Here is a 21537-nt window from a genome sequence, read left to right on the forward strand (position 1 = left end):
ATTCGATTAAAATGCGCACGATGTATATCTATCGTGCGCATTTTTGATTACTTTTAATTCTTTGTTTGATATAATACAGGTGAAACGAATTTAAGGAGGGAAAGGTATGGCACAGGCTAACATTAATATTCGGGTAGACGAGGAAGTGAAAAAAGAAGCCGAGCTTCTATTCTCTGAACTTGGGTTGAACATGACTACGGCAGTCAATATCTTTATCCGTCAGTCGATCCGTCAAGGCGGTATTCCTTTTGATATCACGACACAAACAGATGCTTTTTATAATCCGGCCAATATAAAAAGACTAAAGGAATCAATCAAGCAAATCGAAGAAGGAAATACAGTAACAAAAACCTTAAAGGACTTGGAAATTTCTGATCATGCGTAATCTGATTTTTTCAAGTTATGCGTGGGAAGATTATGTTTATTGGCAGACGCAAGACCGTAAGACGATAAAAAGAATCAACCAACTCATTAAAGATATTGAACGAGGCGGCTATAAAGGAATCGGAAAGCCAGAGCCTCTTAAAGGTGAATTATCGGGATATTGGAGTCGACGAATTGATGATACGAATCGTATTGTTTATCGACTGACCGAATCTTCGATTGAATTCTATGCTTTTCGTACTCATTATGGCGATCATTGAGAAAAGCGACCCCGAAAGATCTGGGTCGCTTTTTGCTTACTCTATTTTTAAGGCTAGGCTTTACACCCCGACATCATCCGCGTCCGTGGAATATGCCAATTCCTTCTGCGCTTCCAATGCCGCCAGTCTTGCCAGCAGCGATTCGCGCATTACCGCATAAGCGTCGCTGCCGAGCGCGAGGCGCAGCGGGCCTTCGCCGGCATCCGAACGATCGATAATCGCCTGCGCCATTTTCTCGGGATCGCCGACGACGGCGCGGTTGAAAGCTTCGGGCGTGTCCATACCGGGCAGTTCGCCTTTCATCATGCGGGCGAACTGTCCGGCTTCCTGCTCGCGATAGACGTCCATCGGTTCGCCGTAAGCGGCGTTGCCGCCGAGAAATCCGGTTCGGATGCCGCCAGGCTCAACCATCGTGGACCGAATGCCGAACGGCGCGGCTTCTTTGGCGAACGCTTCAAAAGCGCCTTCTACCGCCCATTTGGTCGAACAATATAGTCCCATGCCCGGAATCGAGTAATGCCCGGCCGAGCTGGAAAGCTGCACCAAATGCCCGTGTCCCTGTTTTCTCAAAAAAGGCATAGCGGCTCTGGCGGCGCGAAGCGAGCCTAACACGTTAGTATGAAATTCGTGCTCCATCTGCGCATCGCTCGCTTCTTCGACCGCGCCGTATAATCCGTACGCCGCGTTATTGACGAACACGTCGACCGTGCCAAGCTCCGTAAAAGCCCGCGTGACCACTTCTTCGATCTGCGCCGCGTTCGTCAGATCCAGATACGCCGACCATAGCCGATCTCCGTACGTATTTTTCAACTCGTCCAAGACTCCGGCTTTGCGCACCGTAGCCGCGACCCGGTCGCCCCGCTCCAGCAATTTGCGTGTCAGATGAATAGCCAAGCCGCCCGAAGCGCCCGTAATGAACCATGTTTGCATCTGTATCATCCTCCCGTAATTGAATTCCTGCCCAGCATAACCGCTGCATCGAAAAGCTAACCAGAGCAGGATGATACGGGTAACGACGTTAATAGGCTGAGTCGCGGTACGTTGTCGGATTTGGATCAATATCCACGGAATCCCTTGTCTGTAGGGCCGAAAAGGTATCTACATCTACATGCTGACCGTGTTCGATCACTTGAGACTCATGACTCGGCATCCCGTTTAAGCAAATCCTTGAGCTGCTGTTCGGTATCCGTGCCGGGCGCAGGAACGAGAATCGACCAGACCAGGCTCGGGTCCTGATCGATCTGGGAAGCGGAATGAATGTCGAAGTCCAACCGTTTGCCGTCAGGCAGAATAAAGTGCATCGGGCAGACATGGTTTTGTTTGACCTCGAACAGATCCCAGCAGCGCCGGAACTCTTCGCTGTCTCGGCTCAACCGCTCGAATCGTTCCATATATCGCGGATTATGCTTGTTTCGCTCGAAATTTGTGCGCACCCAAGCCGCCGTATAACGGGCAAACTGCTCCCAATTCAGCAGCCGTTCCCGAAACGCCGGATTCAAAAACACCATATCCAGTACGTGCCGATCCTGCTCGGAAGCGTGGCCGAAGTCCGCCATTAACAGCTCGGCAGAGCGATTCCATGCGAGTACGTCCGTGCTGTCGTTCGTAATAAAGCACGGGTAAGTGAGTTGGTTGGTCAATGCCTGCAATAACGGAATATCGGTTCTGGCATCCGCTACATGCGTAGGAGCCAGCGAAGATTCAGCCAATGAAAAAAGGTAGTTCTGCTCCGAATCGCCAAGTTTCAGCGCGCGACCGATGTTGAGCAGAATCTCTTGAGACGGATTGAGGTCTTTCCCCTGTTCCAACCAAGTGTAGTAAGTAACGCTCATATTCGCCAAGTACGCGACCTCTTCCCGACGAAGCCCCGGCGTACGCCGACGTCCCGGAAGCGGATCGATGCCGGAATCTTCGGGCTGAAGCCGCTGACGGCGCGATTTGATAAATTCGCCGAGCGCGGAGGATGAACGGTTGTTTGTCATGAAGAACCCGCCTTTTCGCAGAGTATATCTATAGTTTAGGTCAAAACGGACACGCGCACAAAAAACGCCCGATGCGAGGGTGGGGTGGTCGCATCGGGCGTTCTTGTTTTGCGGGATCAACCTCAATAAATGCTGCCAATCGATCTTATTTGACTTCGATCGGCAGGATGTGCATTTCGCCGTCTTCTTCAATCGGCAGAATCGTGATCGGCTGCTTCAGTTGGTTCATGTAATCGATCGCGTTGTACAGCATAACGGCTGCTTCGGCACGCGTGATTTCTTCTTGCGGGTGGAACTTTTTGTCGGCATCCAGTTGTACGATTTCCAGCGCGATCGCCAGTTGAGTGGAGCCGAGCGACATAATGTCGAACTGGTCTTCGTCCGCGATTTCCGGTACGAGGATGTTGATCATCGGCAGGTTGCCTGCTGTTTTGAGCGTGTCCATCAGGTAGTCGACATAGGCTTCGCGTGTGATTTTTGCTGTTGGATCGACATCTGTCGGGATGCTTGCGCCGCTTTGTGCCGCATCAAGGAAAGCTGCCGCGTACCAAGCATCGTTCTTCACGGCGGGGAACAGGTCATGAGCCGTCTGCGATGCGTCCACGTCCGGCAGTTCAAGCGATGCCAGGCCGAGACCGTTCGAGATGAACTGAACCGCTTGAGCTTGCGTCACCAACGAATTCGGAGCGAACGAGCTTGCGCTCACGCCCTTGATAATGCCTTGTTCTTGCAGCGATTGGATTTTTTCTTGTCCGGCTACATTCTTCAGATCCTTAAACGTCGTAGGTGCGGCAGCAAAGATCGAACCGCCGAGCGAAGCAGTCAGGATCGAGACGGACATCAGGGAAGCGGCGAATTTCTTTTTCATGGATAAAACCTCCTATGGGATCAGTAGATTAACATCGTTATGTTCTCGTTCTTGCCTACCCAGACGAACCGTTTTCGGCAAAGGTTGCGAAGATCTGAGATTTACCTAAAAATTAATTAAAGGAATGATTTTAGAGCATGATAGGCCTTTTGCGCGCAGAGTGGTTATTCACTTCGCCTTCCTCTAATATGAACATAGAAGCGTGTCTACATTCCGATTTCCATATCAAAAGGAGGATTTCCCCATGACCTCGAATCTCCCAACCGATCAACCGGAACTTGCACCCGACAAGCAAGCCAAAGTTGACGCTTACCGCATTCTCAACCGCTATGCCGTCAAAGGACAGACGGTGTTCGCGGGGTCTTCGTTGATGGAATTTTTCCCGATTCACGAGCTTCAACAGACATCCGGCAAGCCGTTTACCGTATACAATCGCGGCGTCGCCGGATTCGTGACACGGGAGCTGCTGGCTTCGCTCGATGCCTGTATTTTGGAACTTGCGCCGTCGCGTTTGTTTATCAATATCGGAACGAACGATCTTGGCGAACCGGATTATACGATTGACGGTCTGATCGAGCGTTATGAGGAGATTCTTCGACGGGTACAGGAGCATTTGCCCGATTGTCGTATTGTGTTGCTGAAATACTACCCGGTCAATGCGGAAGCGAAGTTTCCCGGCGTTGATCCTGCGGGCGCTGCCGAGTTTTTCTCGCTCCGAAACAACGGAACGCTCGCCCAAGCCAACGAAGCGGTTCAGCAACTCGCCGAACGGCTTGGGCTGGAATATATCGACGCGAACCAAGGGCTGACGGATGAACATGGAAACTTGAACGAAGCCTATACGATGGACGGCATCCACATGTTCGCGAACGGATATAAGATCGTCTGGGATAACTTGCAGCGTTACGTGTGAAAAAGCGAATAAATCACACGTTGATCAAGCACGAACTCTTTGAAAAGGGTTCGTGCTTTTTTTATGCCCAAACGCGAGAATGAACTGACTGTGGTAAGTTTATTTTCGTTTTAAAAACATTTTTGACATAAAATAATCTTTACAAACTGACTACGGTCAGATAAAATTCGTCTCATATCAAATTTAAGTATCAACGGAGGTAGAGATGAGTACGAAAGTGTTGACGGCCCCGGCGGCCCGGCTGTGGAGCCGATCTTTTATTTTCATTATGGTCGCGAACGCGCTGCTCTTCATGGTGTTCGAGATGATGCTGCCGACGCTGCCGCTGTTCGTGTCGAAGCTGGGCGGAGGCGCGTCGCAAGTCGGACTGGTGACCGGAATTTTCATGTTTTCCGCGATTCTGATCCGTCCGTTCACGGCCAAGCTTGCTGCGAAGTTCGATAAGAAATACCTGCTGCTGACCGGACTTGCGATCTGCGCGTTGATGACGGGGGCTTATTACCTCTCGACGAGCATCGGGATGATTCTGGTATTCCGCGTGCTGCACGGTCTGGGTTTCGGCTTGGCGACCACGTATTTCGCGACGCTGGCAACGGCGAGCATTCCGAAAGAACGCCGCGGCGAGGGATTAGGCTACTTCGGCGTAGGCGAGACGGTCGCGGTGTCGGTCGGCCCGCTGATCGGTACTGCCATTCTGATGCGTTACGACTTCGGTAATCTATTTTTCGGCGGCGCGTTCATTTTGCTGCTCGCCGTGCTGATGACCGCATTCATTTCGCGCAAACCGCAGGCCGATGCCGAGTCGGAAGCCGTGCATGGAGAGGCCAAGGTCAAACTGATCGAGCGCAAAGTGTTGTTCCCTTCGCTGCTCATTTTGCTGGTCGGTATTGCGGCGGGTTCGATCATGTCGTTTATTGCGTTGTACGCCGCGGAAAAAGGATTCGGAGCAGTAGCCTGGTTCTTCTTCATCGTGGCGGCGGCAAGCTTCGCGGTTCGTCTGGTCTCGGGTAAAATGTTCGATCGCTTCGGTCCGGGTTCGGTGCTCGTTCCATCGGCGTTCTTCATGATCGCGGGTATCGGATTGCTTACGCTGGCCGGAAACGAGGCGATGTTCCTGCTATCCGCCGTGCTGTACGGACTCGGCTTCGGCGCGGTATTCCCGGCGATCCAGACATGGTGCGTCAATCTGGTCGGCGAACATGAGCATGAGAACGCGATGGCTTCGTTTTTCAACTTCTTCGATCTCGGGATCGGCGGCGGCGCGATGATTCTCGGCCTGATCGCTTCGGCATTTTCCTACGAATTGGTGTATGATGTGGCTATCGCGGTCATGGTCGTTTATCTGCTGTTGTATGCGGGATATGCGATTCGCAACCGGAAAAAGAGGGTCTGATCCGGCCCGTCGGAGGGTTGTCATTGAGCAGGGAAAAAATCAAAGAAGCGGCAATCGCGCAGTTCAACCTTCACGGTTACGAGGGCACGAAGATGTCGCAGATCGCCGAAGAAGCGGGCATTCGCAAGCAATCGATGGCGTACCATTTTGCAAGTAAAAAGGAACTGTTGACGGAGCTGTACGGGGAAGTCGTGGAAGAAGAGATCGCGTTCGTGCGCGGCTTCTTCGGCGAGACGTCGAACAAGACTTGGGAAGAGCGGCTGCACGGCTATATGATCGAGCATAAGAACCGTTACCTCACGCGCCCTGGCATGCACCTGATGTTCGTGTTTTCTTTTACCACGCCGCTTGAAGTTCGGGATTTCGTATTATTCGAATACCGTCGCTACCTGTCCGTGCTGAAAGCGGAGCTGACGGCATTGTTTGATCAGGCAGAAGTCGGCCATCTGACTCCGGAAGAGTGCATGGTGGCCTGCATGACGATGATGGACGGGCTGGATATTCAGTTGGTCTATGAGACGCGCCAAGCTTACGATCAGACGTTGGCGATCGCGTGGAAAGTCTTTTTGACCGGGATCGGACATGCGCCGGGAAAACCTTGAAATCTTGACGTCATCCGCGGAAACGGCGACCTTCGAATCGAAGGCTGCCGTTTTTTCGTATTCGGAAGGATGTTTCAATTGTACGGCATCGGTCTTTCTATATACAGGTAAGAGTACGCGAAAAGGAGGAATTCCCATGTTCGTCATTGTCGCGATCACACTGCTGCTGCTCGCCGCGCTGTGCGCGAAATTCGTTCGCATGCCCGCCGTGCCGACCGCCGACGGAGCCGCCGTCATGGCGTTCGCGATCTTCACGCAGGGCGCGTTGGTTCATTTTGCGGGAAAAGGATCGGCTTGGACGATCGGCTTCGCCGTCTTCACGCTGCTGCTCTGGCTGTTCCTGCTGACGTGTTATCTGCGTTCGGTGCTGGACGGCAGCTTCAAAAGCCGCCATTGGGACGATCCCGTCGGGCGCTTCGCGATCGGGACATGGGTAGCCGGTACGGGAGCGGCGTTGACGGCGGCCCATCTGAATATTCCGCAGCTGCATCCGGTGCTGGTGGCGCTCGGCATCTTGAACGTCGGGCTGTTGATCTTCTACCTGTTCGGGGCGTCGCTGGCGGCGGGGGAAATCGCGGGCCTGCGGTTGACGGGGAAATTGCACGGCGTGATTTTGCTGACGACCGTCGCGCTGCAATCCGTCTGCCTGATGCTGCACGAGCTGTTCGGGGCGAAGGAATACATGGTCTACCGCGTGCTGATCCTGCTGGGTATCCTATTCTATCTCGCGGGCGCGGCGCTGCTGTTCCTGCGTTATCGCCGCCGCGATTGGAATCTGGCGGACGATTGGCCGGAAAGCAACTGTATTCTGTACGGCGCCGTCGCCATCACGGGAGCGGCCGCGCTTAAGTCGTCGGTGTTCCCGGCAGGCGTGTTGATCGGCATCTGGATGTTCGCGCTGCTGGTTCTGCTGCTCGTCGAAGGGACGGAAATCGTGCGAGCCTTCCTGCGCGCGCTTCGGTACGGCTTGCGCAAAGGACTCGGCGCGTATGCTCCGGCGCAGTGGTCGAGACTGTTCACGCTGGGGATGTTCTACTTCTTCGGCCGGGAGGCCGCGAAGGTGTTCGACGACCATGCACCCGAATGGATGAATGTCCTTCATAAATGGACGTTGTATACTGGCGCGTGGATGATCGTTTTTCTTTTTGTCGCTCAGTTGTTGGTTTGGATAGCTCATTTGTTTTATCATTCGTCCACTGGTAGAAAACATTCTTCTTAAAAATTTTCGTATAAATATACAAAATCCGCTGCAGACGGAGTATGATAGGAGCAACGGATTTTGACTTATACAGAAAATGGAGAGATCAACCATGACCCGATTCGAATGTGATTATACCCAAGGCGCGCACCCGCGCATTTTGCAACGTTTGCTGGAAACGAATATGGAACAGACCAGCGGCTACGGCACGGACGAGCACTGCGAGCGCGCACGCGATCTGATCCGTCAGGCTTGCGCGGCAGAACGCGCAGACGTACATTTCCTCGTTGGCGGCACGCAGACGAATACGACCGTGATCGCCGCGCTGCTTCGTCCGCATCAAGGCGTGCTCTCGGCCGACACCGGACATATCGCGGGACACGAGACCGGCGCGATCGAATCGACGGGACATAAAGTGCTGACGCTCCCGCATCAAAACGGCAAGATCACGGCGCAGCAGGTGCGGGAAGCTTATGAAAATCATCTAAGCGACGGAGCGAAAGAACATCTGGTGCAGCCCGGCATGGTCTACATCTCGCAATCGACGGAAAACGGAACGATCTACAATCTGGCGGAACTCGAAGCGCTCAGCGCCGTTTGCCGAGAGTACGCTCTGCCCCTGTTCGTCGACGGCGCGCGTCTCGGTTACGCGCTGGCCGCTGAAGGCAGTGACGTTACCCTGGCCGACTTGGCGCGCCTGACCGACGTCTTCTACATCGGCGGCACCAAGCTCGGTGCGCTGATGGGCGAAGCCGTTGTAATCATGAACGAAGAGCTCAAGCGCGATTTCCGTTATCTGATCAAGCAGCGCGGCGGTCTGTTGGCAAAAGGACGCCTGCTCGGCATCCAATTCGAGACGCTGTTCGAGGACGGCCTGTACTTCGAGATTTCGCGTCACGCGGTGAGCCTGGCGATGAAACTGCGCAGCGGCATTCAAGAGCTGGGCTACGGCTTCCTGCACAACTCGCCGACCAACCAACAGTTCCCGATCCTGCCGAACGAACTGCTGGAAGAGCTGAAAACCAAGCATACGTTCACGACGTGGGAAAAGGCGGACGAGCAGCATACGGCGGTTCGTTTCTGCACAAGCTGGGGAACGACGGACGAAGAGATCGACGAGCTGGTCCGCGATCTGCGCGGCGTACAGCAAAAAGTACAAATACCGGCGGATGTTTTGTGTTAATACGAAGACCGTTGCGAGTGTTTGCGAAAACGAATAACTGCATATCTCCACTTATTTTCTTAAAAAATCGGCATTTTGAGAAATAACTGCATATCTCCATTTAATTTTGTCTTTTTGGGTTCGATCGTGTACGTTTGGCTCGAATAACTGGATTTATGCACTTATTTTCGTGAATGATCCGATTTGGCGAGAATTAAATGGATTATTGTAGTTATTTCAATATAGTTAGCCTGTAGACGCGGTCGAATTCAAAGAAGCTGCCTCCAAATCCCAATCCGGGTCGGAGGCAGCTTCTTTTGTTTTACGTATTAAAGATGTTTTCCCGCTCGCAGCTTCGGTTTACAGTTCTTCCCCGTTCGATTGGATCACCTTGCGGTACCACTCGAACGAATCCTTTTTCATCCGCTGCATGGAGCCGTTGCCCTGGTTGTCGCGATCGACGTAGATCATGCCGTAGCGTTTTTTCATCTCGCCCGTCGTGAACGATACGATGTCGATAATGCCCCACGGGGTGTAGCCCATCAGGTCGACGCCGTCGTAGAGCACTGCTTGCTTCACGGCTTCGATATGCGAACGCAGATAGTCGATCCGCTGAGGATCGTGGATCGAGCCGTCTTGTTCGACGGTGTCGACCGCGCCGAAGCCGTTCTCCACGATGAACAGCGGAATCTGGTAACGGTCGTAGAAACGGTTCAGCGTATAGCGCAAGCCCGTCGGATCGATTGCCCAGCCCCAGTCGCTCGATTGGATAAACGGATTGTCGACGCTGTGCGGAAGGCGGCCGTTGTTGATGTCGCGGCTGCCGTCGGCGGAAGCGTCGCTTTTCACCGTTGTAGACATGTAATAGCTGAAGCCCAGATAGTCGACGGTACCCCGCTTGAGGATCTCGGCGTCGCCGTCTTCGAACGGAATCGTGATGCCTTCGCGTTCAAACTCTTTGAGCGCGTAGCTTGGATAATAACCGCGCACTTGCACATCAGGGAAGAAGTAACGCTCGCGCATCGATTCTTCGGCCAGCATCACGTCGTCCGGATTCGAGGAAAACGGATAGATCGGCACATGCGACGCCATTGCGCCGATCAGGAAGTCCGGGTTGATGGCTTTGCCTTTGATCACGGACAAGGCACTGGCGAGCAGTTCATGGTGACCCGCCCGGTACATCACTTCGCGGGCGTTCTCGCCTTCCTCGACGATCACGCCGGAATTGGTCCACAGGAACAGCGGATTGCGGACGTCCATCTTGTTGTTGATCTCGTTGAACGTCATCCAGTATTTGACCTTATCCTTGTAGCGATCGAAGCATACTTCGGCGAATTTGACGAAGAAGTCCACGACTTTGCGGCTGCGGAAACCGCCGTATTCGCGCGCCAGGTGCAGCGGCATTTCGAAATGGGACAAGGTGATGACCGGCTGGATGCCGTGCTTGAGCAACTCGTCGAACAGGTCGTCGTAGAATTGCAATCCGGCTTCGTTCGGCTGCTCTTCGTCGCCGTTCGGGAAGATGCGGCTCCAGCCGATCGAGGTGCGGAGCGCTTTGAGGCCCATCTCGGCGAATAGAGCCACGTCTTCTTTGTAGCGATGGTAAAAGTCGATCGCTTCGTGGTTGGGATAGAACTCGCTCTCTTCGACGCTATCAGTGATCCGGCGCGGCACGCCGTGTTCGCCTGCCGTCAGCACATCGACGACGCTTGGGCCTTTGCCGCCGGCGTTCCAGCCGCCTTCGAATTGATGGGCAGCGAGCGCGCCGCCCCACAGGAAACCTTCGGGCATTTGGTTTTTCGCGTTGCGTTCAGTAGCAGTCATAGATGAAAATCCTCCTTATTTAACGACCGTCAGCAGCTTGGTGCTCAGCGTGCTTGAGGTCAAGTTTTCGATAACGACGTCTTTATAGTCGAAAGCATTGGTAACCAAGACCGGAGTAATCGTCGGCATGCCGGCTTTTTGGATGGCTTCCCGGTCGAACTCCAGCAGGAGATCGCCTTTTTTGAAAGATTGGCCTTCTTCGGCATGCAGCGTGAACGGTTGGCCTTTGAGCTTCACGGTGTCCATCCCGACATGCACGAACAGCTCGACGCCGCCGTCGGAGCGCAGCCCGATCGCGTGTCGGCTCGGCGTCGTCGTAGCGACGATACCGTCGAACGGCGCATACAATTTGCCTTCTTCCGGTTCAATTGCGATACCGGGGCCCATCGCTCCCGTGCTGAACGCTTCGTCCGGCACTTCGGACAGCGGAAGCACGCGGCCTTTCAGTGGAGACAGCACCGCTTCATCTTCGAGCGGCAGCGTTCCTTGAGTTGCTGATATGTCAGGCGAACCCTGCATATCCACGATTTGCGGAGCCGTAGCTGCGGTTACCCCGCCGCGTGCGGCTGCTTGTCCCGTCTCGGCGTCTCCGCCCGCGAACGCAGCCGCTTTTTCTGTCGCGTCTTCGCCGTAGCCGAAGAACATAATCATGAGAACCGGAAGCACCAGCGAGATGGCACAGCCGATCAGGATACCCCAGACCGACGTCGGATAAGCTTCGTTAATGCCGTTGACGATGGTCAATGGACCCGGCAGTCCGGCATACGCGAAGTAATACGGAGTGAAAAAGCTGGCGACGATCGAGCCGATCGCACCGGATAGACAGCCGTAGATCATCGGTTTCTTGAACTTGAGCGTGATCCCGTAGATCGCAGGCTCGGTAATGCCGAAGATGCCGGTAATGCCAGCGGATACGCCGACTTTACGCGTCTCCTGCGAACGGGTCTTGATAATAACGCCGAGCACGGCACCGATCTGAGCCACGATAGCGATCGTTTGATACGCCTGGAACGAATCGCGTCCGTACTGCTCGAAGTTGGCGAGTACCATCGGCGTGACGCCCCAATGAACGCCGAAGATGACGATGACCTGCCAGAAGCCGCCGACGATCGCTCCGGCAAGCGCAGGCACGTTTTCAGCCAGGAAGTTGTAGCCGTTCGCGATTCCGTTGGCGCCCCATGTGGACAACGGACCGATCAGTGCGATGGTCAGCGGCACCATGATGACGAGGCACAGGAACGGCACGAACAGCGGACGGATGACTTCGTGCATGATTTTGTTCAGGAACTTTTCCAAGTAAGACAAGATCCAGACCAGGAACAGCGGCGGCAGCACGGACGAGGTGTAAGTCGTCTCGGTCAGCGCGATCCCGATAAAGCGGAAATTCTCGCCGTCCGCGATGCGCGTCGCGATGCCCGCCCAATCCGGACTGACGAGCGCGGCGCAGCTGGCGACGGCGATGAAGGTATTGGTCTTGAAGTGCTTCGACGCCGTGATGGCGATAAAGATCGGCAGGAACGTGAACGGCGCCCAAGAGATGAAGCTGAATACTTCGTAGGTGCCGGTCTGTCCGAATGCCGGATAGATCAGGTTGGCGACGATCAGCAGGCCTTGCAGGATACCTGCGGCCGCCAGTATGTATACGAATGGAGCGAACACGGCCGACATGGTCGCAATGATGCGGTTCAGGATCGTGCCTTTCGGCGCGTCGTCTTCCGTATTCGCATCGAGGTTCGCAAGCCCCGCGAACGCCTCGTACACTTCGCCGACATGCTGGCCGATGACGACCTGGAATTGTCCGCCGTTTTCCACGACCGTAATGACGCCGGGCATGGCTGTTACTTTCTGTTTCGCTTCGGCCCCTGATTCCTTGAGCACCAATCGGAGCCTTGTCGCACATCGTGTAGCGCTTACAATATTGTCGCTCCCGCCGACGGCGTCCAGTATGTCTTTTGCCAATTTCGGATAATCTCTTACGCTAGCTGCCAAAGAAATCCCTCCCGTCGATCAGAAACGATCGATATACAGATTTTAATAATTGTACCGGTATAATTTAATAATAACCAAACAAAATAAAATTGAATAGACAATTAAATAAAAAGAGTCAAATTATTTTTCTGTACCGTTTTCGGAAAAAGAGTGTGCTATAATTTCGGTAAAATCGGGGAGCGCCCCAACGAAAAGGACGATAAACCCATGCTCAAATACCAGCAGATCGCGGACGAAATCGAACAGTACATCGAAGAACGGGAATTGCAGCAGGGACACAAGCTCCCGGTGCTTGAAGAATGGATCGCGCGTTTCGAGGCCAGCAAAAGTACGCTCACCAAAGCTTTGGAGCTGCTGGAACGCAAAGGCGTCATTTTCCAAGTTCGGGGCAGCGGGATTTTTGTCAGACGGCACAAGCGCAAGGGCTATATCAGTCTGACGTCCAACCAAGGTTTCAAAAAAGACCTGGAAGACTTCAAAGTCAGTTCGAAGGTGTTGGAGCTGGATATCCGCAAGCCGACGGGGGAAGCGGCATCCAACCTCAATCTCACGACCGAAGACGACGTCTATTACGTGAAGCGCGTTCGTTACATCTTCGAGCAGACGCTGTGCTTGGAAGAGTCGTATTTCAGCAAATCGATCGTGACCTATCTGAACCGCGAGATCGCCGAAGATTCCGTGTTCCAGTACGTGAAGGAAGGATTGGGTCTCAAGGTCGGGTTCTCGGATCAATACATGCACGTCGACAAGCTGAACGCGGAAGAAGCCGGATATTTAGGGTTGAAAAAAAATGATCCCAAGTTCGTCATGGAGAGCATCTTCTATCTGACCAACGGGCAGCCGTTCGACTTCTCGAGAGTAACGTACAACTATATTCAGTCGCAGTTTTTTATTCAGGCGGGGGATCAGGGGTATTGAATAAGCAAGAATCAGAAGGCTGCCTTTGCAAAAGGGTAGTCTTTTTTAAAAATAATACTGGAACAATCATTCCGAAAAGAGTATGATGGGTTCACGAACGAAAAAGAAAGGAGACATGACGATGGCGAGGACCAAAGAATTCGACCGGGCGCAGGTGCTCCATAAGGCGATGCTGCTGTTCTGGGAAAAAGGGTACGACGGCACAAGCATGGCCGATCTGCTGGAGACGATGGGCATCAGCCGATCCAGCATGTACGAGACGTTCACGGACAAGCATTCCTTGTATCTGGAAGCGGCGCAGCTGTACAGGCGAACCAGTCAGGAGAAGCGGAAATTCCTGCTGGAAGCGGAGTCGGCCAAGGAAGGCATCCGGCAGTATTTCGAGCGTCATATCGACGGATCGTTCCGCGAAGACACGCCGATGGGCTGTCTGGTGACGAACACGATCGTGAACGTCGATTCGCCGGGAGACGAGATCAATGTTCTGATGCGGGCGCATTTCGACGAACTCCGGGTGGCTTTTCTGGAACTGCTGAGACGCGGACAGGAATCGGGCGAAATCGCGGCGGATCGCAATGTCGAAGATTTGGCGTACATGCTGCTCACGATCAATCACGGGATCAACGTTGCGGCCAAGCTGAACAACAGCCGGGAACGGGCGGAAAGCATGATCGAGATGGTCTTGGGCATGCTGTAAAAAAAGAAAATAGGAGCACGAAGCCTATTTTTTTAATCATTACGGAACGATCGTTCCGAAATATGAAGGAGAGTGAGTGAAAATGACAAGCACAACGAACGTGAAAGTAAGCTCGAATCCGGGATCTCGAAACGAAAAAGAAATCCCCGGCTGGTTATTGCTGTTCTTGGCTGCGGCTTGCGGGATCATCGTCGCTAACCTGTATTACGCCCAGCCGTTGGTGGAGCCTATCCGCCAAGCGATCGGCCTGTCCGCAGGTTCGGCCGGCCTGATCGTGACGCTGACGCAGATCGGCTACGCGGCCGGGTTGCTGCTGCTCGTGCCGCTCGGCGACATTTTGGAAAACCGGAAGCTGGTGTCGGTACTGCTGCTCTTCACCGTCGCGGCGCTGGCATTATCGGCCGTCGCCGGAAGCGCCCCGCTGTTCCTGTTGGCCGCGCTGCTGATCGGGCTTGGCTCCGTTGCTGCGCAGATTCTTGTTCCTTACGCGTCGCATTTGGCTTCGGAAGAGTCGCGAGGTCGGGTTGTCGGTAACGTTATGAGTGGTCTGCTGCTCGGCATCATGCTGGCGCGTCCATTGTCCAGTCTGCTCGCCGGTTGGTTCGGCTGGCGCTCTATTTTCTTCGTGTCGGCGGGTCTGATCTTGCTGTTGGCCCTCGTCCTGCTGCGTGCCCTACCGAAGCGGCATCCGCAGTCCGGCATGACGTATCCGCAGCTGCTTGGGTCGATGCGCCGTCTGCTGACTTCGACTCCGATCCTGCGCCGCCGCGCCGTGTATCATGCCCTGTTGTTCGCGTCATTCAGCTTGTTCTGGACGACGGCTCCTCTGCTGCTTGCAAGTCCCGCTTTCGGCTTCTCGCAAACGGGCATTGCGATCTTCGCGCTCGTCGGCGTAGCGGGTGCGGCGGCGGCTCCGGTTGCCGGACGTCTGGCTGACCGGGGATGGAGTTACGTCGCGACGGGATTGGCTCTGGCTCTGGTTGCGGCTTCCGCGTTCCTGCCGATGTTCGTCCACCACCGCTCGATCTTCACCGTCGGCCTGCTGGTTACCGCCGCCGTGCTGCTCGATCTTGGCGTCTCCGCCAATCTGGTGCTGAGCCAGCGGGCGATCTTCTCGCTCGGCGTTGAAGCGCGCAGCCGCCTGAACGGTCTGTTCATGGCGATCTTCTTCGTGGGCGGCGCGGCCGGTTCGGCGGTCGGAGGCTGGGCGTTCGCTTCGGGCGGCTGGCAGGTGGCGATGATGATCGGCGCTGCGCTTCCGTTGCTGGCGCTGGCTTATTTCGCCACGGAAGGCAGCAATCCATAAGTTGCTTGCATTTAAAAGTCATTAAAAATTTCAAATGGTTATTTATATTTTTTTGATCCTCGAGTCTTCATTACGATAAGACCCGATATGAAGATCAAGCTAGCTACCAATAACCAAGACAATGAGGAAAATTTGGATTCTACTATTTGTGCAGAAAAATCGCCTGAGCCGGATTTGGAAGAGTTATCATTGTTATTCTGGTATTCTAGTTTGATTTGTTCTCCGATATTTTTTACAGAAAGTTCGCTATTTCTTCTCATACTTAATGTCGAATTGTTTTTAATAGGTATGAAGCGATCGATCCCGTCCGTCACTGCAACCATTCTAAATGATTCATCATATACCAAGAAATCTGAATGTTTAGAAGCCTTAGCGTTAAATAAATTACTATTGCTTTTAATTTCTTGTGCGAATGTGAGATCACTTTTAATAGTGGATACTTTCCAACTACCTTCTTGTTGTTCTGCAAAAACGATTCCAGCAGATTTAGAGCCTACTTCAATAGGGAAAATATATCCTGAAAAAGAAAACATGTCTGAATTTAAATTGTTAAGAAAATCTTTTGAAACTACGTAATAAGGATAACCCTCTCCAAGAACGGCATTCGTGACTTCATCGTCTTCAGATAATCCAAAATGTTCTTTGTCATTATCCAATGAAATCATGTAAGTTTTAAAATCATCCTCAACCTGTGTTTTAACTTCGTTCGGAATATCGGTATTGGCAGAAGCAAGCGAAGCCAAAGAAAATAAACTTATAACCAGTCCCCAAAATACGACTATTTTTCTCATATTTCATGTCCTCCTTTAATCCTGATTGTCACTCCCCGTGCCTGAACCTCCGATATTCCTTCGGCGTGCGCCCTTGAATCTTTTTAAAAGACTGCACGAAATGGTTCACATGGTTGAATCCCGTCTTGCCCGCGATTTCCGTGATGGTTCGATCCGTCGACGTCAGCAGTTCGATGCCTTTTTTGATGCGGTACTTGATGAGGTAGTCGTAAGGCGTCGTGCGGATCGTTTTTTTGAAACTGCGGGTGCATTCCGAGATGCTCAAATGCGCGGCGTCGGCGATTTCCTGCAACGTGATCGGACTGGCGTAGTGCTGATGGATAAAGCTAAGCATGAGCTGCAACCGCTCTTGCTGCCGCTTTTCGTGCTTGGGCGTTTCTTCGGGCGAGAGCGTGAGGTTGGAGATTAACAGGAACCATAGCTGCGCCGTTTTGATCGACACTTCGTATTCCCAGCCCCAGCTTTTGGCCGAATCGAAAATCTTTCTCATGTCTTGCAGCATGTCCAGTACGCGTTTCTCCCATTCGGCTTCTCCTTTGATGAAAAAGGCAACAAGGGAGGAACGCGTATAAGGGAGAACATAGTTGGCTTCCATCGTGCTGTCCGAATGGAACGCGAGCAGCTTTTCCGGGAAATTGAAGCTGAGATATTCGCCGCCGCGCGTCAATTGCGTCGCGATATGCAGCATGCCCCGGTTGATTAGAATCGCTTGACCCTGTTCTAACTTGTGGTCGATCCCGTTCACCTGGATGACTAGGCTGCCGCTCGTGACCCAAGTGATTTGCAGCTCTTCGTGCCAATGCAGATCGTTGAAGCCGCGGCCTTCGGGAATGCTTTTGTCGAGCGTGTGGGTGTAGAGGATGCAGGGGAAGGAGAGGTCGGGGAAAGAGATGGTTTCGTGTAAAGGTTTGGCCATGGGGGTGCTCCTTTCGGTGACGATATATCGATATCATCATAACAGAGTCGACTTTTTTAAGAGTAGAGTTCGTTTCAAGACTTAGTAGCTTGACCAACCTTAATCATAGGTTTACGTTCGGCTGAAACGCACACGCTTTAGGTGCGTTTCAGCCGGGCGTAACCTTACACTTAGTAGCTTGACCAACCTTAATCATAGGTTTACGTTCGGCTGAAACGCACACGCTTTAGGTGCGTTTCAGCCGGGCGTAACCTTACATTTAACTTGGTCAAGCTACTAGGTGCATTTCAAGACTCAGATGCGTTTCAAGAGTCGCTTAGCGCGGATGTATGTGATCTTCTTGCCCGGAGGGGTCGAAGATCACATGAATCATAGAATCTCACATGAAAACGCAACCAATTATCCGGGTAGTTTGCCGGAGCGCATCTATTTTAAAATAGAGAGAAGAAAGCGTATTCTAAGGAGGATCTCCATGTCTGTCGAAACCAACTATCCGTTTCAAAATACATCGCTTCCGCTCGAGGAGCGCGTAACCGATCTTGTCTCCCGCTTCACGCTGGAGGAGAAAGTCGATCTGATGATCCAATACCAGACCGCCGTCGAGCGTCTGGGCGTTAAACCTTACAAGCACGGCACCGAAGCCGCTCACGGCATGGCTTGGCTGGGCGAAGCAACGGGCTATCCGCAGCCGATCGGCTTGTCGAACATTTGGGACGAAGAGCTGCTGGAGCGCATCGGCAGCGCGATCGGCGACGAAGCCCGCGGCTTTTACAAACGCAATCCCGAAATCAACGGCTTGACGCTGTGGGCGCCGACCGTCGACATGGAGCGCGATCCGCGTTGGGGACGTACGGAAGAAGCTTACGGCGAAGACCCGATTCTGGCCGGTAAACTCTCCTCCGCACTGGTAAAAGGCATCCAAGGCGATCATCCGACGTATCTGAAAGCGGTTGCCACCTTGAAGCATTTTATCGGCAACAATAACGAAGTAGGCCGCGGCGACGCTTCGGTCAGCATCGATCCGCGCAATATGCGCGAATACTACCTCAAAGCGTTCGAAATACCGTTCAAAGAAGGCGGCGCTCAGTCGATGATGACGTCGTACAACGCGGTCAACGGCGTACCGGCCAACCTGAACCCGGACGTAAACGGCATCGTCAAAGAAGAATGGGGCATGGACGGTTTTGTCGTTAGCGACGCGTTCGACGTATCCGGCACCGTGCGCGATCACGGCTACCTGGAGTCCCATACCGAAGCGGTCGCCCGTTCCGTCAAAGAAGGCGGTATCGACAGCCTCACCGACGACGGCGAACTGATGAAATCTTCGCTGCGCGAAGCGCTGCAAGACGGACAGATCACGGAAGCCGACCTTGATGTAGCACTGCGCAACACGTTCCGCGTGCGTTTCCGTTTGGGCGAGTTCGATCCCGAAGAAGGCAACCCGTACGCGGCGATCGACGAATCCGTCATTATGAAAAAAGAACACGCCGAGCTGGCCCGCGAAGCTGCGCGGAAAGCCGTCGTGCTGCTCAAAAACGATAAAAAACTGCTGCCGCTGCAAGCGGACAAGCTGAGTAAAATCGCCGTAATCGGACCGCTGGGCGGAACCGTGTATCGCGACTGGTACAGCGGCGAGCTTCCATACGCGATCACGCCGCTGGCGGGTATTCAGGAAAAGCTGGAGAGTGCGGGCAAAGGCGGCCAAGCGACATTTGCGGGCGGCACGGATCGTATCAAACTCAAGTCGAAAAAGAACGGCAAATACGTAGCGCTCCAGCAAAAAGAAGAATCGCCTTTGGCGGCATCCGCCGATTCGGCCGAACAGGCTTCCGTATTCGAACTGACCGATTGGGGTTGGGACAACGCGACGCTGATTGCCGAAGAAAACGGTCTCTATCTGACAACGGACGACCGGATCGTTAAGGCATCGGCTAATCGCATCTGGGAATGGTTCACGAAAGAAGTCTTCTTGGCCCGTCCGGAGAACGGCGACGCTTCGGGAGAAAACAATTCGGTCACTTTCTCGACGTGGAAAGACACGCCGGTCACGGTTGGGGAAAACGGAGAGCTGCTGTCCGGTGATGGCCGCGCGGAAGAAACATCGAACGAGATCGACGCAGGCGGCACATCGGCGCTCGACAACTCGGCGGCTGAAGCTCTTCAAGCAGACGTATTCGAAGTGGAAAAGGTAACCGACAAATACGAAGCGGCTCGCGAAGCAGCCCGTAACGCGGAAGTCGCGGTCGTATTCGTCGGCAACCACCCGCTGATTAACGGCAAAGAAACCGTCGACCGTCCGGACATCACGCTGCCGGAATCGCAAGAGCAGCTGATTAAGGAAGTGCTGGCGGTTAACCCGAATACGGTTGTCGTGGTCATCGGCAGCTATCCGTATGCGCTGAACTGGGTCAACGACAACGTACCGTCCGTGCTCTATTCGACGCATGCCGGCCAAGAGGTGGGCCGTGCCGTTGCAGACGTTTTGTTCGGCGAAGAAAACCCGGCCGGACGCGTCAGCATGACCTGGTACAAATCCGTCGATCAACTGCCGGAGTTCATGGATTACGATATCATCCAAGGAAACCGCACTTACCGTTACTTCGACGGCGAACCGCTGTATCCATTCGGTTACGGCCTGTCATACACCACATTCGGCTACGATGCTTTGAAGCTGGCTGTCCCAAGCGTAACGGCTGCGGAAGGCGCGAAGATCGACCTGACCGTTACCGTGACGAACACGGGCGACGCGGACGGCGAAGAAGTCGTGCAGCTCTACGGTCGCGTGGAACAATCCCGCGTGAAGCGTCCGCTCAAGCAACTTCTGGCTTTCCGTCGTATCAAGCTTGCCGCCGGACAGTCGCAAGAAGTCTCCTTCAGCGTTCCGCTGTCGGAGTTGGCCGTATGGGACGTAACCCAAGAGCGCTTCGTGATCGAAAACGCCAAGTACACGCTGTCCGTCGGTTCGTCGTCGGACAAACTGCCGCTCAGCACTGAACTGCAAGTCTCCGGCGAGACCATCCCGCCGCGCGATCTGACGCAATCGACGAAAGCCGTCAACTACGACGCTTACGAAGGCGTATTCCTCGGCGAATGCTACGAAGGCGGCAGCGCCATCGAAGTCGCGGGCGACTCCGGCTGGATTGGATTCCAGGATGCGGAGTTCGGCGCAGGCGCACAATCCGTGACGATCCGCGTTGCCAGCACGACAGGCGGCACCGTCGACGTTCGTCTCGGCAGCGCAGACGGCCAATTGGTCGGCCATGCCTCGGTAGAAAAAGGCGGCGCTCAGCAATGGGCAGATGTGCAAATCTCCTTGAACGGCGTAAGCGGCCGCCAGAACGTATACGTCATTCTGAACGGCAAAGTATCCGTAAGTTCGATCCGTTTCGCATAAAGCGGGAAAGTCCTGTACGTGAGGTGAAGCTTGAAGCCGGCGGAGGGAGAAATTCGTTCGAGACGCTGTCTCACGCAGAAAACCTTCGGTTTTCCGCGTTCAAAGGCGTCTCTCACTGAATTTCTCCCTCCGCCTTTTCGCTTCGTCTACAACCAAGACTTTCTTTAGGCAGTAAGCCGGGTTCCCTTTGGTATAGGGAACCCGGTTTTTTGCATATTGCAGTTATATGCAAGTGCGACTACGCCAAAGCATGACAAAAAGCGAAGCACGAACCTAAAGGTCCGGCACTTCGCTCATTTAAAGAAGGCTTCGCTTGGTGGTAGTTTTAGATGAATAAGGTTTTGACTTTTAGTCCTATACCTACCCCCGCAGCGCCCTCCTATCTCATATTCCCGATAATCGAAGATCTCGAATCCTGCATCTTCTTGATGAAGTTCGTCATGACGTCGAACGCTTCGTTGCGTTTGTTGCTCAACGATTGCAGGCGAAGCATGTCCATTTGCTGACTGTTGCTCGCTGCGTCGATCTGCGCTTTGCGCGCTTCTGCGGTTGCGGCGTCGCCGTTGGCTTGAGCTTCGGCCAGTTGCGAGTTCAGGATTGCGAGCTGCGCGTTACGATCTTGGACTTCTTGAATTTGCGTTTTCAGTTGTTGTTCCAGCAGGTTCGCGCGGTTCTGTTGCACGGCCATCATTGCCGTCTCCAGATCCATTGAACGAATATCGATCTGCGACAAATCGCCGATCGAACTTGCCGAAGCCGGTGCCGCGACGGCAACAGCCGCTACGGCTGCGAATGCGGAAGCCGCGAGTGCTTTTTGAATCTTTTTCATCAAAGTCCCTCTTTTCTATAGGTATCCTGCATGCTTTGCGCCTCGAAATGCTCGCTAGCTTTCGCCATCTTATATCACGATTTTAAAATAAACAATTCTATTTAAATTAAA

The 21537-nt window shown here is 53.6% G+C and carries 19 protein-coding genes; 11 read left to right on the forward strand and 8 right to left on the reverse strand.

The features are described 5' to 3' along the window. Window positions 1–106 precede the first annotated feature (106 nt). Both SACSAC_RS11320 and SACSAC_RS11325 read left to right on the forward strand, forming a co-directional pair. A complete protein-coding gene (locus SACSAC_RS11320) occupies window positions 107–385 on the forward strand; it encodes a type II toxin-antitoxin system RelB/DinJ family antitoxin (RefSeq protein ID WP_037286350.1) in 279 nt (92 codons plus the stop codon). Next, the gene (locus SACSAC_RS11325; protein ID WP_037286353.1) at window positions 378–644 is read left to right on the forward strand and encodes a Txe/YoeB family addiction module toxin; all 267 of its coding nucleotides are present in this window, start codon (window positions 378–380) and stop codon (window positions 642–644) included. The genes SACSAC_RS11320 and SACSAC_RS11325 overlap by 8 nt, the downstream gene beginning before the upstream one ends. 60 nt (window positions 645–704) lie before the next feature. Here SACSAC_RS11325 and SACSAC_RS11330 read toward each other — a convergent pair whose 3' ends face one another. The 3 genes from SACSAC_RS11330 to SACSAC_RS11340 form a co-directional block, all read right to left on the reverse strand. Further along, a complete protein-coding gene (locus tag SACSAC_RS11330; RefSeq protein ID WP_037286356.1) occupies window positions 705–1574 on the reverse strand; it encodes an SDR family oxidoreductase in 870 nt (289 codons plus the stop codon). A 206-nt stretch (window positions 1575–1780) separates the two neighbouring features. Beyond that, the gene (locus SACSAC_RS11335; RefSeq protein WP_037286359.1) at window positions 1781–2626 is read right to left on the reverse strand and encodes a helix-turn-helix transcriptional regulator; all 846 of its coding nucleotides are present in this window, start codon (window positions 2624–2626) and stop codon (window positions 1781–1783) included. 145 nt (window positions 2627–2771) lie between these two features. Further along, the gene (locus SACSAC_RS11340) at window positions 2772–3494 is read right to left on the reverse strand and encodes an S-layer homology domain-containing protein (RefSeq protein ID WP_037286362.1); all 723 of its coding nucleotides are present in this window, start codon (window positions 3492–3494) and stop codon (window positions 2772–2774) included. Between the two features lie 244 nt (window positions 3495–3738). On the opposite strand from SACSAC_RS11340, the gene SACSAC_RS11345 reads away from it, so the two are divergent. The 5 genes from SACSAC_RS11345 (at window position 3739) to SACSAC_RS11365 (ending at window position 8783) form a co-directional block, all read left to right on the forward strand. Then, entirely contained in the window at window positions 3739–4407 is a 669-nt protein-coding gene (locus SACSAC_RS11345; RefSeq protein ID WP_037286365.1) for a GDSL-type esterase/lipase family protein, read from the forward strand. Between the two features lie 205 nt (window positions 4408–4612). Next, window positions 4613–5800: an MFS transporter gene (locus SACSAC_RS11350; RefSeq protein WP_037286368.1), complete on the forward strand. Its 1188-nt coding sequence runs from the start codon at window positions 4613–4615 to the stop codon at window positions 5798–5800. A 23-nt stretch (window positions 5801–5823) separates the two neighbouring features. Continuing rightward, complete coding sequence (locus SACSAC_RS11355; RefSeq protein WP_037286371.1) at window positions 5824–6402, forward strand: TetR/AcrR family transcriptional regulator; 579 nt, start codon at window positions 5824–5826, stop codon at window positions 6400–6402. Between the two features lie 136 nt (window positions 6403–6538). Continuing rightward, window positions 6539–7621: a hypothetical protein gene (locus tag SACSAC_RS11360; RefSeq protein WP_037286375.1), complete on the forward strand. Its 1083-nt coding sequence runs from the start codon at window positions 6539–6541 to the stop codon at window positions 7619–7621. Between the two features lie 91 nt (window positions 7622–7712). Next, on the forward strand, window positions 7713–8783 hold the full coding sequence (locus tag SACSAC_RS11365) for a threonine aldolase family protein (protein WP_037286379.1): 1071 nt from the start codon (window positions 7713–7715) through the stop codon (window positions 8781–8783). A 339-nt stretch (window positions 8784–9122) separates the two neighbouring features. Here SACSAC_RS11365 and bglA read toward each other — a convergent pair whose 3' ends face one another. Both bglA and SACSAC_RS11375 read right to left on the reverse strand, forming a co-directional pair. Beyond that, a complete protein-coding gene (gene bglA, locus SACSAC_RS11370; RefSeq protein WP_037292674.1) occupies window positions 9123–10553 on the reverse strand; it encodes a 6-phospho-beta-glucosidase BglA in 1431 nt (476 codons plus the stop codon). Window positions 10554–10601: 48 nt separating this feature from the next. Next, complete coding sequence (locus SACSAC_RS11375; protein ID WP_037286382.1) at window positions 10602–12575, reverse strand: beta-glucoside-specific PTS transporter subunit IIABC; 1974 nt, start codon at window positions 12573–12575, stop codon at window positions 10602–10604. A gap of 207 nt (window positions 12576–12782) precedes the next feature. Between SACSAC_RS11375 and SACSAC_RS11380 the strand changes: the two genes are divergently transcribed. The 3 genes from SACSAC_RS11380 to SACSAC_RS11390 all read left to right on the forward strand — a co-directional run bounded on the left by SACSAC_RS11380 (window position 12783) and on the right by SACSAC_RS11390 (window position 15496). Beyond that, a complete protein-coding gene (locus SACSAC_RS11380; protein WP_037286385.1) occupies window positions 12783–13493 on the forward strand; it encodes a GntR family transcriptional regulator in 711 nt (236 codons plus the stop codon). A gap of 121 nt (window positions 13494–13614) precedes the next feature. Then, a complete protein-coding gene (locus tag SACSAC_RS11385) occupies window positions 13615–14190 on the forward strand; it encodes a TetR/AcrR family transcriptional regulator (protein ID WP_037286388.1) in 576 nt (191 codons plus the stop codon). 82 nt (window positions 14191–14272) lie between these two features. Then, a complete protein-coding gene (locus tag SACSAC_RS11390; RefSeq protein ID WP_037286390.1) occupies window positions 14273–15496 on the forward strand; it encodes an MFS transporter in 1224 nt (407 codons plus the stop codon). A 38-nt stretch (window positions 15497–15534) separates the two neighbouring features. On the opposite strand, the gene SACSAC_RS11395 is transcribed toward SACSAC_RS11390, so the two are convergent. Both SACSAC_RS11395 and SACSAC_RS11400 read right to left on the reverse strand, forming a co-directional pair. Then, entirely contained in the window at window positions 15535–16287 is a 753-nt protein-coding gene (locus SACSAC_RS11395; RefSeq protein WP_037286393.1) for a hypothetical protein, read from the reverse strand. A gap of 28 nt (window positions 16288–16315) precedes the next feature. Next, the gene (locus SACSAC_RS11400; RefSeq protein WP_037286397.1) at window positions 16316–17203 is read right to left on the reverse strand and encodes an AraC family transcriptional regulator; all 888 of its coding nucleotides are present in this window, start codon (window positions 17201–17203) and stop codon (window positions 16316–16318) included. Between the two features lie 472 nt (window positions 17204–17675). Between SACSAC_RS11400 and SACSAC_RS11405 the strand changes: the two genes are divergently transcribed. Beyond that, a complete protein-coding gene (locus SACSAC_RS11405) occupies window positions 17676–20597 on the forward strand; it encodes a glycoside hydrolase family 3 C-terminal domain-containing protein (RefSeq protein ID WP_037286399.1) in 2922 nt (973 codons plus the stop codon). A 379-nt stretch (window positions 20598–20976) separates the two neighbouring features. On the opposite strand, the gene SACSAC_RS11410 is transcribed toward SACSAC_RS11405, so the two are convergent. Further along, window positions 20977–21426 carry a hypothetical protein gene (locus tag SACSAC_RS11410; RefSeq protein WP_245608624.1) on the reverse strand — a complete coding sequence of 150 codons (450 nt, stop codon included), beginning with the start codon at window positions 21424–21426 and terminating at the stop codon, window positions 20977–20979. Window positions 21427–21537 lie beyond the last annotated feature (111 nt).

This window comes from Saccharibacillus sacchari DSM 19268, assembly GCF_000585395.1.
GTDB lineage: Bacteria > Bacillota > Bacilli > Paenibacillales > Paenibacillaceae > Saccharibacillus > Saccharibacillus sacchari.

What these genes read in the sequence shown, in the direction of transcription:
- SACSAC_RS11350 (WP_037286368.1), top strand. Translation starts at nt 4,613, where the DNA reads ATGAGTACGAAAGTGTTGACGGCCCCGGCGGCCCGGCTGTGGAGCCGA.
- SACSAC_RS11400 (WP_037286397.1), bottom strand. Translation starts at nt 17,203, where the DNA reads ATGGCCAAACCTTTACACGAAACCATCTCTTTCCCCGACCTCTCCTTC.
- SACSAC_RS11335 (WP_037286359.1), bottom strand. Translation starts at nt 2,626, where the DNA reads ATGACAAACAACCGTTCATCCTCCGCGCTCGGCGAATTTATCAAATCG.
- SACSAC_RS11405 (WP_037286399.1), top strand. Translation starts at nt 17,676, where the DNA reads ATGTCTGTCGAAACCAACTATCCGTTTCAAAATACATCGCTTCCGCTC.
- SACSAC_RS11385 (WP_037286388.1), top strand. Translation starts at nt 13,615, where the DNA reads ATGGCGAGGACCAAAGAATTCGACCGGGCGCAGGTGCTCCATAAGGCG.
- SACSAC_RS11380 (WP_037286385.1), top strand. Translation starts at nt 12,783, where the DNA reads ATGCTCAAATACCAGCAGATCGCGGACGAAATCGAACAGTACATCGAA.
- SACSAC_RS11390 (WP_037286390.1), top strand. Translation starts at nt 14,273, where the DNA reads ATGACAAGCACAACGAACGTGAAAGTAAGCTCGAATCCGGGATCTCGA.
- SACSAC_RS11365 (WP_037286379.1), top strand. Translation starts at nt 7,713, where the DNA reads ATGACCCGATTCGAATGTGATTATACCCAAGGCGCGCACCCGCGCATT.
- SACSAC_RS11395 (WP_037286393.1), bottom strand. Translation starts at nt 16,287, where the DNA reads ATGAGAAAAATAGTCGTATTTTGGGGACTGGTTATAAGTTTATTTTCT.
- SACSAC_RS11340 (WP_037286362.1), bottom strand. Translation starts at nt 3,494, where the DNA reads ATGAAAAAGAAATTCGCCGCTTCCCTGATGTCCGTCTCGATCCTGACT.
- SACSAC_RS11330 (WP_037286356.1), bottom strand. Translation starts at nt 1,574, where the DNA reads ATGCAAACATGGTTCATTACGGGCGCTTCGGGCGGCTTGGCTATTCAT.
- bglA (WP_037292674.1), bottom strand. Translation starts at nt 10,553, where the DNA reads ATGCCCGAAGGTTTCCTGTGGGGCGGCGCGCTCGCTGCCCATCAATTC.
- SACSAC_RS11325 (WP_037286353.1), top strand. Translation starts at nt 378, where the DNA reads ATGCGTAATCTGATTTTTTCAAGTTATGCGTGGGAAGATTATGTTTAT.
- SACSAC_RS11345 (WP_037286365.1), top strand. Translation starts at nt 3,739, where the DNA reads ATGACCTCGAATCTCCCAACCGATCAACCGGAACTTGCACCCGACAAG.
- SACSAC_RS11410 (WP_245608624.1), bottom strand. Translation starts at nt 21,426, where the DNA reads ATGAAAAAGATTCAAAAAGCACTCGCGGCTTCCGCATTCGCAGCCGTA.
- SACSAC_RS11320 (WP_037286350.1), top strand. Translation starts at nt 107, where the DNA reads ATGGCACAGGCTAACATTAATATTCGGGTAGACGAGGAAGTGAAAAAA.
- SACSAC_RS11360 (WP_037286375.1), top strand. Translation starts at nt 6,539, where the DNA reads ATGTTCGTCATTGTCGCGATCACACTGCTGCTGCTCGCCGCGCTGTGC.